Here is a 15,267-nt window from a genome sequence, read left to right on the forward strand (position 1 = left end):
ATGAAGACAGACAGGATCGACCAGCCCAAGGGGTTTGTCGACGGCAACTGGAGTGCATCCGCCGGAACCGGCCGTGGCCGGGTATCGCCGTGGGTGGTGGTGATCACCGTTGCGGTGCTCGCCGCAGCGGGATGGTTTGCATGGCACACCTGGCTGGTACCGAAGCCCGTCGCCAAGGGGCCCGCGCCGGTGGCGGTCGCTACGGCACTGGTGACGCAGGGCGACGTGCCGCTGCAGTTCACCGCCAACGGCAATGTGACGGCGTTATCCACTGTCGAAGTCCGCCCGCAGGTCTCCAGCACCGTGCGCGCCGTCCACATCAAGGAAGGCCAGACCGTCAAGCCGGGCGACCTGCTGTTCTCGCTCGACACGCGCATGGACGAGGCCAACCTGGCCAAGGCCCAGGCGCAATTGCTGCGCGACCAGGCCGACCTGTCCGACGCGCGCCGCAACCTGGCGCGCAGCAAGGAACTGCTGGAGCGCAACTTCATCTCCAAGAGCGCGGTGGACACGGCCCAGGCCAAGGTGGACGGCTTCGAAGCCACCATCCGCGCCGACCAGGCCGCAATCGACGCCAGCCGCGTCGCGGTCAGCTACGGCGCGATCCGCGCCAGCATTGGCGGGCGCACCGGCGTGATCAATGTCTTCCCGGGCTCGATGGTGCTGCCCAACAGCACCGGGCCGATGGTCACCATCGCGCAGGTCCAGCCGATCGCCGTGACCTTCAGCCTGCCCGAGCGGCAGCTCGCCGCGCTGCGCGACGCGCTGCGTGCGGGGCCCGTGAAGGTCACCGCCCAGCCCAACGACGGCAGCAAGACGCCGGTGACGGGCAAGATCACCTTCATCGACAACACGGTCGATCCCCAGTACGGCACCATCCGCGTCAAGGCGCAGTTCGACAATGACGAGCAGCGCCTGTGGCCCGGCACCTACGCCAACGTCAGCGCCGTGGTGCAGACGCTCAAGGACGCGCTGTCGGTGCCGCCGCAAGCCGTGGTGACGGGGCCCGAAGGCCGCTTCGTCTACACCGTGCAGCCGGACAGCAAGGTCGCCCGCGTGCCCGTGAAGCTGGTGACCACCACCGCCACGTCGGCCGTGATCGAAGGCGTGCCGCCGGGCACGCGCGTGGTCGTGGAAGGCACGCAGAACCTGCGTCCGGGCGTGCTGGTGCGCGAAGTCGCGCCGACGCCTGCCGCTGCTGCCACGCCGGCGAGCGCGCCGGCCGCGGCCCAGGGGCACTAAGCCATGACGCTGTCCGAGCTTTGTATCCGCCGTCCGGTGATGACGGTGCTGCTGTGCATCGCGGTCATCGTCACCGGCATCGTGCTGTACCCGACGATCCCCATCGCCGCGTTGCCCAGCTTCAACTCGCCCGTGATCCAGGTCACGGCGACCTTGCCGGGCGCAAGCCCCGAAACCATGGCCGCCTCGGTGGCCACGCAGCTTGAGAAGCAGTTTGCGACGATCCCGGGCGTGAAGGTCATCAGCTCGTCGAACACGCTCGGCAATTCAAGCATTACGATCGAGTTCGACAGCGACCGCGATATCGATGCCGCGGCCGTGGACGTGCAGGCGGCGCTGTTCCGCGCGCAGCGTTCGCTGCCGATCGAGATGACGGTGCCGCCGTCGTACCGCAAGGTCAACCCGGCCGATGCGCCGGTGCTGCTGCTGGCGATCAACTCGCCGGCGATGAGCCTCGCCGAACTCAACGCCTTTGGCGACAACCTGATCTCGCCGACGCTGGCCACGCTGTCCGGCGTGGCGCAGGTGCAGGTGTTTGGCCAGAAGCGCTTTGCCGTGCGCGTGCGCGCCCATCCGGATGCGCTGGCCGCGCGCGGCCTGACGCTCGACGAGCTGGCCACGGCGCTGAACCGCGCCAATGCCAATACGCCGGTCGGCACGCTCGACAGCGCGCGCCAGACGCTGACGATCCAGGCCAATCGGCAGCTCGCCAACGCCGCTGCGTTCCGCAACATCATCGTCGCCAGCCAGCCCAACGGCGCCCTGGTGCGCCTGTCCGACGTGGCCGAGGTCGAGGACAGTGTCGAGACCCTCAAGACCGGCAGCTGGCTCAATAACGAACGCTCGATCGTGCTGGCCGTGCTGCGCCAGCCGGATGCCAACACCGTGGCCGTGGTCGACGCCATCAAGGGCGCCCTGCCCCGCCTGGTCAGCCAGATGCCGGGCTCGGTCAACGTGGCGGTGGTCAACGACCGCTCCAACTCGATCCGGGAATCGATCCACGACGTGCAGTTCACGCTGGCGCTGACGGTGGCGCTGGTGGTGATGGTGATCTTCCTGTTCCTGCGCCGCGCCGCCGCCACGCTGATCCCCACGGTGTCGCTGCCGATCTCGCTGATTGGTACGGTGGCGCTGATGAAAGCGTTCGGCTACAGCCTGGACAACGTGTCGCTGCTGGCCATCACGCTGGCCGTGGGCCTGGTGGTGGACGACGCCATCGTGATGCTCGAGAACATCGTGCGCCATATCGAGGAAGGCGTGCCGCCGCTCAAGGCCGCGCTGGTGGGCTCGCGCGAGATGGGCTTCACCATCCTGTCGATCTCGATCTCGCTGGTGGCGGTGTTCATCCCGATCTTCTTCATGCCGGGCGTGATCGGGCTGCTGTTCCACGAGTTCGCCGCGGTGGTGTCGCTGTCGATCCTGGTGTCGGCGCTGGTGTCGCTGACGCTGATCCCGATGCTGTGTGCGCGCTTCCTGTCGGCCGAGAACGTGCCGATCGATGAGTCGCAGCACGCCTACGGCGATCACGCCGGCCATGCGCCGGCCGTGGTGCAGAAGCAGACGCTGGGGATGCGCTCGACGCAGTGGTTCGAGAACCTGTTCGAGTGGACGCTGCACAAGTACGCGCACGGCCTGGACTGGTGCCTGGCGCACCGGCGCGTGGTGTTGGCTGCCGCGGGCCTCACCTTCGTGCTGACTGCCGTGCTGTTCGTCAAGATTCCAAAGGGCTTCTTCCCCGAGGAGGACATCGGCCAGATCCAGGTGAACGCCGAAGGCCCGCAGGACATCTCGTTCGATGCGATGGCCGAGCGGCTGCGCGATGCCGCCGAGCGCATGCGCGCGAATCCGGCGGTGAAGAGCATCGTGGTGTCGATTGGCGGCGGCCCGTCGCCGGCGATCAACACCGGCCGCATGTTCATCGAACTCAAGCCGCTCGGCGAGCGGCCCAAGATGCCGAAGGTGGTGGAGTCGCTGCGCAAGGACGTGTCCGGCATCGCGGGACTGGCGGTGTACTTCTCGCCGGTGCAGAACCTGCGCCTCGGCGGGCGCCAGAGCAAGAGCCGCTACCAGTACACGCTGCAGAGCGTAAAGGCCGGCCAGCTGCAGGAGTTCAGCGACAAGCTCATGGCGAAGATGCGCGCGGACTCGATCTTCCGCGACGTCACCAGCGACTCGCAGCAGTCGGGCCTGGAGGCGCAGCTGTCGATCGACCGCGACAAGGCCAATGCGCTCGGCGTGCAGATGCAGGACGTGCGCACCGCGTTGTACTCGGCGTTCGGCGAGCGCCAGGTATCGACGATCTATACGCCGATCGACAACTACTACGTGATCCTGCAGGCCGCGGATGTCGATCGCCAGGACGAGAGCGCTTTCACCAAGCTCTACGTGCGCAGCAAGACCGGCCAGATGGTGCCGATCTCCGCGTTCGCCACCACCGAGCGCCGGGTCGGGCCGATTGCCGTGAACCACCAGGGCCAGCTGCCTTCGGTGACGGTGTCGTTCAACCTGGCCCCTGGTGCGGCGCTGGGCGAGGCTTCGGCCAAGATCGACCGCTATCGCCAGGACATCGCCATGCCGACCTCCATCTTCACGAGCTGGGGTGGCGACGCGGCGGTGTTCCAGTCGTCGCAGGCCACGCAGATCGTGCTGCTGGTGGCGGCCATCGCGGTCATCTATACGCTGCTGGGCGTGCTGTACGAGAGCTACATCCACCCGCTGACGATCCTGGCGGGCCTGCCGTCGGCCGCCATCGGCGCGCTGCTGACGCTGTTCCTGTTCAACGTGGAGCTGTCGCTGATCGCGACCATCGGCGTGCTGATGCTGATCGGCATCGTCAAGAAGAACGCCATCATGATGATCGACTTCGCGCTGGCCGCGCAGCGCGAGCAGGGCATGGCGCCGGCGCGGGCTATCCGCCAGGCATGTCTGCTGCGTTTCAGGCCGATCATGATGACCACGTTCGCCGCCGTGATGGGGGCGCTGCCGCTGGCGCTGGGCCTTGGCGCGGGTGCCGAACTGCGCCAGCCGCTGGGCCTGGCCGTGGTAGGCGGCCTGCTGTTCTCGCAGGTCATCACGCTGTTCATTACGCCGGTGATTTATCTGGCGCTGGACCGGTTCTCGGGTACCGGGCCGTTGCAGATCGACGCGGAAGGCAATCGCCTGGCCGAGCCGGTGCATGGCGAGGTGGCGCACCAGCATTGAGCCGTGGTGCCGTGCCCGCAGGCGCGGCACCGCTTTCGGATGTTCAAGCTCCTGGAGACCACTGCATGACTTTGCCTCGCATTGCCGCGGCCGCATTGCTCGCCACCGGTTGCGCCGCCACGCCGCCGGCGCCGGGTCCCGACGCGGTCAGCGCAGCATTCGCCGGCAAGTCCTACGTGCTGCTCGGTGAAGTCCATGACAACGCCGCCGGACAGCAGCAGCGGCTCGCCGCCCTCGCGCGCGCCGTTGAGCAGGGCTGGCGCCCCGCGATTGCCATGGAACAGTTCGACCGCGAACGCCAGGCCGACATCGACCGCGCACGGCGCGAACGCCCGACCGACGCCGACTACCTGATCGCGCAGGCCGGCGGCAGCGGCTGGCAGTGGCCGCTGTACCAGCCGGTGGTGGCACTGGCGCTGCAGTACGACCTGCCGCTGCTGGCCGCGAACCTGTCGCGTGCCGACGCGGCGAAGATCGTGCGCGCCGGCCTTGATGGCCTGTTCGCGCCCCAGCAGCGCGCGCAACTCGGCCTGACCGGTGCGTTGCCCCCCGACCTGGTGGCGGCGCAGACCGCGGTGCTGGACGAAGGCCATTGCGGCAATTTCCCCAAGGCGATGCTGCCCGGCATGCTGAACGCGCAAGCCGCGCGCGATGCCGTGATGGCCGCCACGCTGCGGCCCTACGCGGCGCGCGGGGCGGTGCTGATCGCGGGGAACGGGCATGTGCGCAACGACATCGGCGTGCCGCGGTGGCTGGGCGCCGGTGACGGCAAAGCGGTCAGCATCGGTTACCTCGAACGCGGCCACGGCAACCCGGCGGGCTTCGACCGCGTGGTAACCGTGGCGCCGGTGGAGCGCGAAGATCCCTGCCGCGACGCCGTGGCAGGCAAGGCCATGCAGGCGCCCGCCGCACGCTGAATCGCCCGCCATCCACGTAAACCCCGATGCCATGGCTGTCAATCTGACAGCCTTTTGACAGTTTCCAACGCCTAGAATCCGGCACATGACTTGTCAACAGGTCATGCAGACATCCAAAAACGAGGCCGGCATGCCACGCGTGCAACGGACAGGAGACAGCGAGCTACGGTTTTTCGTGACGGTAGCCATCCCCTTTCTCCCGATTTCCGGACACGCTACGCCATGACGGCGAGCCGAAGATACGGCAAGAACATTCCAGGAGAAGGAGACCGTTATGCGCCGCTCGATTCAGCGTTTCGCCCACGTCGTCATGGCCTCGGCCGCCGTTGCGGCCACCGTCGCCGCCGCACCGGCCTTCGCGATGGACACCGTCAAGTTCATGATCGGCGCCAACCCGGGCGGCGGCTACGACCAGACCGGCCGTGGCCTGGGCGCGGCGATGATCGCCTCGGGCGTTGCCAAGACGGCCACCTATGACAACAAGGGCGGCGCCGGCGGCACCATCGGCCTGACCCAGTTCGTCAATACCGACAAGGCCAACCCCAACGCGCTGATGGTCGTCGGCGCGGTGATGGTCGGCGCCATCGAGACCAACCATCCGCCGGTCACGCTGAAGAACGCCACGCCGATCGCGCGCCTGTTCGCCGACACCATGGTCATCACCGTGCCGGCTGCCTCGCCGATCAAGTCGATCAAGGACCTGACCACGCAACTCAAGGCCAATCCGGGCAGCGTGAGCTGGGGCGGCGGCTCGAAGGGTTCGATCGACCACATCCTGGCCGGCCTGATCGCCAAGGACATCGGCGTCGACCCGAAGAAGATCAACTATGTGCCGTTCCAGGGCGGCGGCGAGGCCTCGGCCTCGATCCTCGGCGGTCACGTTACTGTGGGCATTGCCGGCGTCTCGGAATTCCTGCCGTTCATCAAGAGCGGCAAGATGCGCGCGCTGGCGGTGACTTCCAAGGACCGCACCGCGGATATCCCGACGCTCAAGGAGCAGGGCGTGAACGTCGAGATCTACAACTGGCGCGGCGTCTACGGCGCGCCGGGCACCACGCCCGAACAGCGCAAGGCCATGATCGACGCCGTGGTGAAGGCGACCGAGAGCAAGGCCTGGAAGGAAACGCTGCAGAAGAATGACTGGACGCCGTTCCTGCTGACCGGCGACGAGTTCGGCAAGTTCGTCGACAGCGAATCGGCCCGCCTGGGCGGCACGCTGCGCGAACTGGGCGTGGCGAAGTAAGCAGCAAAAAGGCGCCTTTGCGCGTCTTGCAGTACGGGTCCGCAGCCCCGCGGACCCAAGCAGTGCTGATGAGTTACCTGTCGTGCCTGCCGAAGCCACTGGTGTAGAGGGTGGCCCGGAAAACGGCGCGGGGCCCGGCGTCTGCCACCTGCGATACCCAAACCAAAACTACATGTCGCCGGGCCCTGCGGCCGCGCAGGAATCAGAAAGCCAGCGTCGCGGACGCCAGCCTCTCCCGGTTGGCGACAAAGGCAAGGAGTCTCCATGAAACCCTCCCATCTCGCCATCGGCATTGCCGTGCTGGCGCTCTCGCTGTTCTTCTTCCTGGGCCTGTCGGGCATTTCGGGTGAAGAAGGCTATGCCGGCCTGTCGCCGCGTTTCGCACCCACGCTGGTGGCGATCGGCCTGGCCGTATGCGGCGCGCTGCTGACCTGGCAAGGCGTGCGCGGCGGCTTCCGCAACATGCCGGAAGAAGATGCCGAACTGCCCGACGCCCCGCACAACTTCAAGGGCTTCCTGTGGGTCGCGGCCGGCCTGGTGCTGAACATGGCGCTGATCGGCACGCTCGGCTTCGTGCTGTCGTCCACGCTGCTGATGATCTGCGTGGCGCGCGGCTACGGCAGCCGCCGCATCGTGCGCGACGCCATCATCGGCTTGTGCATCACGCTGCCGATGTGGGCGCTGTTTGAATTCCTGCTCGGCATCAACCTGCCGCTGCTTCCCATCGCCGGCTTCTGAGCCCGCCTGACCACCCAGGAGTCACGAATGGATACCCTGAACCAGCTGATGCACGGCTTCGCCGTGGCCATCACGCCGATCAACCTGCTGTGGGCCCTGGTGGGCTGCTTCCTTGGCACCGCCATCGGCGTGCTGCCCGGCATCGGCCCCGCGCTGACGGTGGCGATGCTGCTGCCGCTGACGGCCAAGGTCGAACCCACTGCTGCGCTGATCATGTTCGCCGGCATCTACTACGGCGCGATGTACGGCGGCTCGACCACCTCGATTCTGATGAACACGCCGGGCGAGTCTTCCACCATGGTCACGGCCATGGAAGGCAACCTGATGGCCAAGAATGGCCGCGCGGGCCCGGCGTTGGCGACGGCTGCGATCGGCTCGTTCGTGGCCGGCACCATCGCCACCGTGCTGTTGTCGATGTTCGCGCCGGTGGCCGCGGACGTCGCGCTGGAGTTCGGTCCGGGCGAGTACTTCATGATCATGCTGCTCGCGTTCACCACGGTCTCGGCCGTGCTGGGCTCGTCGCTACTGCGCGGCATGACCAGCCTGTTCCTGGGCCTGGGCATCGGCCTGATCGGCATGGATTCGCTGTCGGGCCAGACGCGCTATTCGATGAACATCCAGGAGCTGTACGACGGCGTCGATATCGTGGTGGTCGCCGTGGGCCTGTTCGCCGTGGGCGAGGCGCTGTTCAATGCGTTCTTCCCGCAGCCGGAAGGAACCTTCAACAAGCTCAGCTCGGTCCACATGAACAAGTCGGACTGGAAGCGGTCGGTGCCGGCGTGGATCCGCGGCACCATCATCGGCTTCCCGTTCGGCCTGATCCCGGCCGGCGGCGCGGAGATCCCGACGTTCCTGTCCTACGCCACCGAAAAGAAGCTGTCGAACCACAAGGAAGAGTTCGGCAAGGTCGGCGCCATCGAAGGCGTGGCTGGCCCCGAGGCCGCCAACAACGCCGCGGTGACGGCTACGCTGGCCCCGCTGCTGACGCTTGGCATCCCGACCTCGAACACCACCGCGATCCTGCTGGCGGCGTTCCAGAACTACAACCTGCAGCCGGGCCCGATGCTGTTCCAGACCTCGGGCGACCTGGTGTGGGGCCTGCTGGCGTCCCTGTACATCGGCAATGTGATGCTGCTGGTGCTGAACCTGCCGGCGATCGGCCTGTGGGTGCGCATGCTGCGCGTGCCGACGCCGCTGCTGTACGGCGGCATCCTGATCTTCGCGGGACTCGGTGCCTACGGCATCCGCCAGTCGTGGTTCGACCTGCTGCTGCTGTTCGTGGTCGGCCTGCTCGGCATGGTCATGCGCCGCTTCGACTTCCCGACCGCGCCGGTCATCGTCGGCCTGATCCTCGGCCCGATTGCCGAGAAGCAGTTGCGCAATGCGCTGTCGATCGGCCAGGGCGACTGGAGCCTGTTCGTGAAGCAGCCGATCTCGGCCACCATCCTGGCCATGACCGTGGCCGTGGTGGTGATTCCGCGCCTGCTGCGCTGGCATGCCAACCGCCCGTCTGCGCACGAACAGGCGGACAATGCGGCGTGATAAGCTGCCCGCTGCCATAAGCTGAACGAAGCCCGGCGCTCTCGCGCCGGGCTTCATGCATTCCGGAACACGACAACAAAGGCGCCGGCTCCCCCGCCAGGCCGCTGCATCATGAGTCTTGCCTCCCATCGCTGGTTGCCGGTCGCGCTGACGCTGCTGCTCGGCCTGGCCGCCGCCCTGCTCTGTACCGTGCTGCGCACACCGCTGCCGTGGATGATCGGGCCGCTGCTGTCCGTGGCTGGCGCGCGCATGGCCGGCGCGGACCTGCGTTCGCCGACGCAGGCGCGCAATGCCGGCCAGTGGGTGATCGGTGCATCGCTGGGCCTGTATTTCACGCCGGACGTGGTGGCCCGCCTGCTCGAGTTCCTGCCCTACATCGTCGCCGCCTCGCTGTTTGCGCTGGTACTGGGCGCGGGCGGTGCGCTGCTGCTGCGCAGGACCACGGGCGTGGCGTTCAAGACCGCGTATTTCTCCACGGCCATCGGCGGCGCCTCGGAAATGGCCAACCTGGCCGAACGCAATGGCGCGCGCATCGACCAGGTTGCGGCCGCGCATTCGCTGCGCGTGCTGCTGGTGGTGGTAGCGGTGCCGGCCATCTTCCAGTACGGCGGCATCCATGGACTCGATCCGTACATCCCGGGGCCGCGCACGGTCAGCGCGCCGGGCCTGCTCGCGCTGATCGCCATCACGCTCGGCGTGGCGCTGCTGGTGCGGCGGCTCAATATGCCGAATCCGTTCGTGATCGGCACGCTGCTGGCTGCGGCGGTGCTGACCGCTTCCGGCATCGAACTGTCGGCCATCCCGACGTGGATGAGCCGCGCCGGGCAGTTGCTGATCGGCGTATCGCTGGGCGCGCGATTCTCGCGCGACTTCCTGCATACCGCGCCGCGCTTCCTGTCGGGCGTGGCGCTGTACACGGTGGTGGCGCTGCTGGTGTCGGCGCTGCTTGGCTGGGTGATCTCGATCCTGTCCGGCGCGCACCCGGCCACGATGATCCTGGGCACCACGCCTGGCGGCATTGCCGAGATGTGCATCACCGCCAAGGTGCTGGAGCTTGGCGTGCCGCTGGTGACAGCCTTCCATGTGATCCGGATGGCCTTCGTGGTGCTGGCCACGGGCCCCCTGTATCATTGGCTCAAGCTTCGCGTCGCGCCGGAGGAGACGGAATAGCGGCCACCCCTTGCCGGGCGGCCACCGGGCGACAATCCCAGCGGGATAACAAGACCAGGATCGCCATGTCCGAATCCGCCGAAGGCCGCATGACCCTTGCCGATATCGATGCCACGCTGGAGCGCGTGCTCGCGCCGTGGGTGCGCCAGCTCGGGCTGCGCGCCGAGGCCGTCGATGCCGCCGGCATCACGCTGCGGCTGCCGTTCCAGGAGATGTTCCGCCATGCGGGCGGCGTGGTGTGCGGGCAGGTGCTGATGTCCGCCGCCGACACGGCGATGATCGTCGCGGTAGCCAGCGCGCTCGGCGCGTTCCGGCCGATGACCACCGTTACCCTGAACACCAATTTCATGCGTCCCGTGATCGACGGCGACGTGCTGGTGCGGGCCAACGTGCTGCGCCTCGGCAAGACCGTGGTGTTCGGCGAAATCGAGCTGACCGGCACCGATGGCAAGCTGGCCGTGCAGGCCACCACGACCTACGCCCTGCTGTGACGCGGCAGGCCAACGACTTCCGGAACGCTGCATGACCGCAGGCACGGCCCAACCATTCGACCAGATCGTCTTTGCCGGCGGCGGCAACCGCTGCTGGTGGCAGGCGGGCTGGTGGGACGTGGTCGCGCCGGAACTGCATTTGCGGCCCCGCGTGATCGCCGGCATTTCCGCCGGCGCGGCCACGGCCTGCATGATCTATGCGCACGACTCGCAGCAGACCATGGCGTACTACCGCCAGGTGCTGTCGAACAACAAGCGCAATGCCTACTGGGGCAACCTGCTGCGCGGCGAGCGCGTGTTCCCGCACTACGGCATCTACCGCACGGCGCTGCTGTCGATCTTTGCCGACGGACGCCTGGCGCACCTGCAGCAGGCGCCGGAAATCCGCATCGGCGTGGCGCATATCCCGCGCTGGAGCGGGCCGCGCCTGGCTGTAGCGGCGGGCCTGCTGGCGTACAACATCGACAAGCACGTGCTCAAGACGCTGCATCCGCGCCTCGGGCGCAAGCTGGGCTTCCGGCCGGAGTTCGTGCGCGCGCAGGACTGCGGCTCGCCGGAACAGCTGGCCGATCTGCTGCTGCAATCCGCCTCCACGCCGCCCTTCACGCCGGTGCTGCGGCGGGAAGGGCGTGCCGTGCTCGATGGCGGCCTGGTGGACAACGTGCCCGTGGACGCGCTCGACGCCACGCCGGGCAATGTGCTGGTGCTGGTGACGCGGCTGTACCCGCGCCCGCGCCGTTTCGTGGTGCAAAGCGGCGGCCAGCGCCGCCTGTACCTGCAGCCTTCGCAACGCGTGCCGATTTCGAGCTGGGACTACACCCGGCCCGATGCCATGACGCACGCCTATGACCTTGGCCGCCGCGACGGGGAAACTTTCCTGCGCGATTGGCCGTCGATCCTGAATACGGAACTGAAGTCCGGCGCCTAGCGCGTTGCTGGTGCCGGTCCGATCGTTTGTCGATGCGGCCGCGTGCCGCGACAGGAGGCATGGATGAGCAAGCGCCAGACAACAACCGCCACGTCCGACAACGGACCAAGGCGGGCCCGTCAAGTCAGTGCGGAACCAGCCGTGGAGCGCGTGCCGCGTGCGCGCGGCAAGGGCGGCAAGCCGTCGCGTGCGCGCAAGGCGGACTTCGTCGTGATCGGCGGCGGCTCCGCCGGCGTCGCCTGCGCGCGGCGCGCGGCGTCGCATGGGGCCAGCGTCGTGCTGATCGAGCGCGACGAGATCGGCGGCACCTGCGTCAATCGCGGCTGCGTGCCCAAGAAAATGCTGTCCTACGGGGCCGGCTGGGCCGCGATCCTGTCCGGGTGCCTGTCGCATACGGGCGGGCACGAGGACTGGCGCGACGCCATCGTGCGCGTCAATGCGGAGGTCGCGCGGCTGAACGTGGCCTACGCGCAGCGCCTGCTCGAAGCGGGCGTGGATATCATCCGCGGCGACGCCACCGTCACGGCGCCCGATGAAGTGCGCGTGGGTGATGAAGTCATCCGCGCCAAGCGCATCCTGATCGCCACGGGCGCGCGTCCCAGGACGCTCGACATTCCCGGCGGTGAACTCGCCAGCAATTCCGACGATGTCTTCACGTGGCAGACCGTTCCGGGATCGATCGCCGTGATCGGCGGCGGCTACATCGGCGTGGAGCAGGCGTCGATCCTCTCTCGCTACGGAGTCAAGGTAGACCTGATCGTCGCCGGCGACAGGCTGCTGCCGCATTTCGACGCGGAAATCGCCGAGGCGCTCGCCGGTGCGCTCGAAGCCAAGGGCGTGCGGCTGCACCTGAATGCCAGCGTCAACCTCATCAGCCAGGCCAATGGCGCGCTGGAGGTTTGCTATCGCCCGCGCAACAAGCCGGGGCAGACTGAATCGGTGCGCGCGCAAGCGGCGCTGGTGGCCGTGGGGCGTGTGTCCAACGTGGACGGCCTTGGACTCGAAGCGCTCGGTGTGAAGCTAGGCGACAAGGGCGGGATCGCGGTGGATCGTCAGTTCCGCAGCTCGGTGCGTTCGATCTATGCGATCGGCGATGCGATCGAAGGCCTGCACCTGACGCCGGTCGCGACAGCGCAGGGCCGGTGGCTGGCTGACCGGTTGTTTGGCCGGCGCGGCGAACGGTCGGATTTCGACTTCGTGCCCACCGCCGTGTTCTGCGAGCCAGCCATCGGCGCGGTCGGCCTGACCGAGGCCCAGGCTATCGAAGACGCCGGCAAGCCCGAGCGCATCCGCACCGTGGTCAAGCGCTTCGTCTCGCTGGAGAACCGCTTCGGCGGCAGTGCGTTGCAGTCGGTGTTCAAGCTCGTGCTGAATGCGCGCACGGGGCGCGTGCTCGGTGTACACCTGATGGACAACGCGGCACCGGAGATCGTGCAGGCGATGGCGGTGGCGCTGCGGCTCGGGGTGCGCGAATCGCACCTGGAGACGACGCTGCAGCTGCATCCCACGGTGGCGGAAGAACTGTTCGGCTGACGGGGATGTTGAATCGGTTCAAGCCCCCACTGTCATTCCCGCGCACGCGGGAATGACGGCGTCAACTGAACGGCATTCCCGTCAAGAACCCTGTTCGCTGACCGGCAGCTGCAGCAGTGCCCTGACGCCCTGCCCTTGCGATCCTTCGGTCAGTTCCACGGTGCCGCCGAAACGCGCGGCCATTTCGCGCGAGATGGCCAGCCCGAGTCCCGAGCCCGGTTCCGTGTTGCCGACGCGCCGGTAGAAGCGCGCAAATACCTTCTCGCGCTCATTGGCTGGAATGCCCGGCCCGTCGTCCTCGACCATCAGGCAGGCGGTCTGGTCAATGCGCTGCGCCGACAGCGTGATGCGGCTGCCGCGCGGCGAATACTGGATGGCGTTGTGGACCAGGTTGGCCAGCGCCTCGCGCAGCAGCGCCGCATCGGCGCGCACGGGCAGCTTCAGGCCCGGCGTCGGCTCCCAGCCGAAGTCCTGCTGCTTGCCGCGCGCGAGAGGCAGGTAATCCAGCGCGACCTGCTCGGCCACGGTGACGGCATCGAAAACGTCGACGGAATCCACGGCCTGCGCCGCGGCTTCGCCCTGGTGCTGCCGTACCCGCGCCAGCGCGAGCAGCTGGTTGGTCAGCCGCGCGGCCTGCTCCAGTTGCGTGACGATGCCGCCAACCGCTTCGCCGGCGGCCTGGCGCGATGCCGGGTCATCGCCATGCGCGCATAGCTGGCGCTGCGCGAATTCCGCCTGCGTCTTGAGGATGGCCAGCGGCGTGCGCAGCTGGTGCGCCGCGTCGGCGATGAATTGCGCCTGTGCCTGCGCCATCGCTTCGGAACGTGCGACATGCAGGTTCACGGCATCGACGAGCGGGCTCACTTCAATCGGCACGCGTTCGAACCTGAGCGGCGTGAGGTCGTCGGGGGAGCGGGCCTCGACATCATCGCGTACCCGTGCCAGCGGGCGCAGCACGTAGGTCACGCCGCCGACCAGGATCGCCGCGCTCAGCACGACCAGCAGCAGGTCGCGCGCGAGCGCGCTGCGCCAGACCTTGCCGATCAGCGCGGTGCGCGGCTCGGAGGTTTCGGCGACCTGGATGATGACGCGCATGCGCGCGTCGGGCCGGTACACGGGACGCGCCATGGCGGCGATGCGCACGGCCTCGCCCCGGTAGTCGTCATCGTCGTAGAAGCGCGGCTGGTTGCTGGCGAGCGCGCCCTTGGGCAACGGCAGGTCGTCGTAGCCAGTGACGGTTTCAATGGTCCCTGCACGTTCAAGCGAGACGCGGTAGTACACATGGGTCTGCGCCGCGGTCTCGAACATTTCCATGGCGGCATCGGGCAGCGACAGCTGGACGCTGTCGCCGGCCATGCCGATGGCGTTGTCGATGGCGCGGATCGAGCCGTACAGCGAGCGGTCGTAGGCGGTGTTGGCGGCATCGCGCAGCGTGCCGTAGGTGAGCCACGTGTCGATCGCCATCATGGCGGCCAGCGCCGGCACCAGCAGCAGGAGCAGCTGGCGGCGCAGGCTGCCGCGCCGCCACAGCAGGATCGGGTGCCGCGCGCGCAGGCGCAGCTTGCGGGGCCACATATCAGGCGGCCGGGGTCTCGGGCTCGAGCAGGTAGCCGAAGCCGCGCAGCGTGACGATGGTGACGCCGTGCCCGGCCAGCTTCTTGCGCAGGCGGTAGACCAGCACCTCGATGGCGTCGGGGCTGACATCGGCGTCGAGCGAGAACACCTTGTCGAGCAGCTGCGCCTTGGTGAGCGGCTGGCCGCTGCGCGCGAGCAGCGCGCCGAGCAGTGTCGATTCGCGCGGGGTCAGCGCCAGCGGCTGGCCGCCGAGCGTGAAGCCGCGGCTCTCGCCGTCGAACACCAGCGTGCCGCATTGCAGGCGCGGGTGCGCGCGGCCGCGGCTGCGGCGGATCAGCGCCAGGATGCGGGCTTCGAGTTCGGCAATGGCGAAAGGCTTGGGCAGGTAGTCGTCGGCGCCCAGGTTCAGGCCGCGCACGCGTTCGTCGAGCGTGTCCTGCGCGGTGAGGATCAGCACCGGGGTGCGGTCGTCGCGCGCGCGCATGGCCTTGAGCACGGCCAGGCCGTCCTTGCCGGGCAGGCGCAGGTCGAGCACGACGACGTCGTACTCCTCGGCCACCAGGCGCGCCTCGGCCTGCAGGCCATCGGTCACGTGCTCGATTACGAAGCCGCCCTGCTCCAGCGCGCGGGCCACCCAGCGCGCCAGCTCCACTTCATCTTCCACCAGCAGGATGCGCATGCTGGTTC

At 68.0% G+C, this 15,267-nt stretch carries 12 protein-coding genes; 10 read left to right on the top strand and 2 right to left on the bottom strand.

Annotation, left to right across the window (positions count from 1 at the left end; all coding sequences use genetic code 11):
* From ACIGJC_RS15785 to ACIGJC_RS15830, 10 genes are all read left to right on the top strand, one after another.
* The gene (locus tag ACIGJC_RS15785; protein ID WP_483709927.1) at positions 1-1,242 is read left to right on the top strand and encodes an efflux RND transporter periplasmic adaptor subunit; all 1,242 of its coding nucleotides are present in this window, start codon (positions 1-3) and stop codon (positions 1,240-1,242) included.
* 3 nt (positions 1,243-1,245) lie between these two features.
* On the top strand, positions 1,246-4,443 hold the full coding sequence (locus tag ACIGJC_RS15790) for an efflux RND transporter permease subunit (RefSeq protein WP_483709928.1): 3,198 nt from the start codon (positions 1,246-1,248) through the stop codon (positions 4,441-4,443).
* A gap of 65 nt (positions 4,444-4,508) precedes the next feature.
* Complete coding sequence (locus tag ACIGJC_RS15795) at positions 4,509-5,360, top strand: ChaN family lipoprotein (protein ID WP_483709930.1); 852 nt, start codon at positions 4,509-4,511, stop codon at positions 5,358-5,360.
* A 274-nt stretch (positions 5,361-5,634) separates the two neighbouring features.
* Complete coding sequence (locus ACIGJC_RS15800) at positions 5,635-6,603, top strand: tripartite tricarboxylate transporter substrate binding protein (protein ID WP_483709931.1); 969 nt, start codon at positions 5,635-5,637, stop codon at positions 6,601-6,603.
* A 264-nt stretch (positions 6,604-6,867) separates the two neighbouring features.
* Positions 6,868-7,341 carry a tripartite tricarboxylate transporter TctB family protein gene (locus ACIGJC_RS15805; protein WP_483709932.1) on the top strand — a complete coding sequence of 158 codons (474 nt, stop codon included), beginning with the start codon at positions 6,868-6,870 and terminating at the stop codon, positions 7,339-7,341.
* A 27-nt stretch (positions 7,342-7,368) separates the two neighbouring features.
* Complete coding sequence (locus ACIGJC_RS15810) at positions 7,369-8,883, top strand: tripartite tricarboxylate transporter permease (protein ID WP_483709933.1); 1,515 nt, start codon at positions 7,369-7,371, stop codon at positions 8,881-8,883.
* A 111-nt stretch (positions 8,884-8,994) separates the two neighbouring features.
* A complete protein-coding gene (locus ACIGJC_RS15815) occupies positions 8,995-10,053 on the top strand; it encodes an AbrB family transcriptional regulator (protein ID WP_483709934.1) in 1,059 nt (352 codons plus the stop codon).
* Positions 10,054-10,118: 65 nt separating this feature from the next.
* A complete protein-coding gene (locus tag ACIGJC_RS15820; protein WP_483709935.1) occupies positions 10,119-10,544 on the top strand; it encodes a PaaI family thioesterase in 426 nt (141 codons plus the stop codon).
* 31 nt (positions 10,545-10,575) lie between these two features.
* Complete coding sequence (locus ACIGJC_RS15825) at positions 10,576-11,472, top strand: patatin-like phospholipase family protein (RefSeq protein ID WP_483709937.1); 897 nt, start codon at positions 10,576-10,578, stop codon at positions 11,470-11,472.
* Between the two features lie 63 nt (positions 11,473-11,535).
* The gene (locus ACIGJC_RS15830) at positions 11,536-13,005 is read left to right on the top strand and encodes a dihydrolipoyl dehydrogenase family protein (RefSeq protein WP_483709938.1); all 1,470 of its coding nucleotides are present in this window, start codon (positions 11,536-11,538) and stop codon (positions 13,003-13,005) included.
* Positions 13,006-13,086: 81 nt separating this feature from the next.
* Here ACIGJC_RS15830 and ACIGJC_RS15835 read toward each other — a convergent pair whose 3' ends face one another.
* Positions 13,087-14,580, bottom strand: coding sequence for a sensor histidine kinase (locus ACIGJC_RS15835; protein WP_483709939.1), 1,494 nt, complete (start codon positions 14,578-14,580; stop codon positions 13,087-13,089).
* Between the two features lies 1 nt (position 14,581).
* Complete coding sequence (locus ACIGJC_RS15840; RefSeq protein WP_483709940.1) at positions 14,582-15,259, bottom strand: response regulator; 678 nt, start codon at positions 15,257-15,259, stop codon at positions 14,582-14,584.
* Positions 15,260-15,267: the final 8 nt, after the last annotated feature.

This window comes from Cupriavidus sp. C3SS-1 (genome assembly GCF_057073755.1).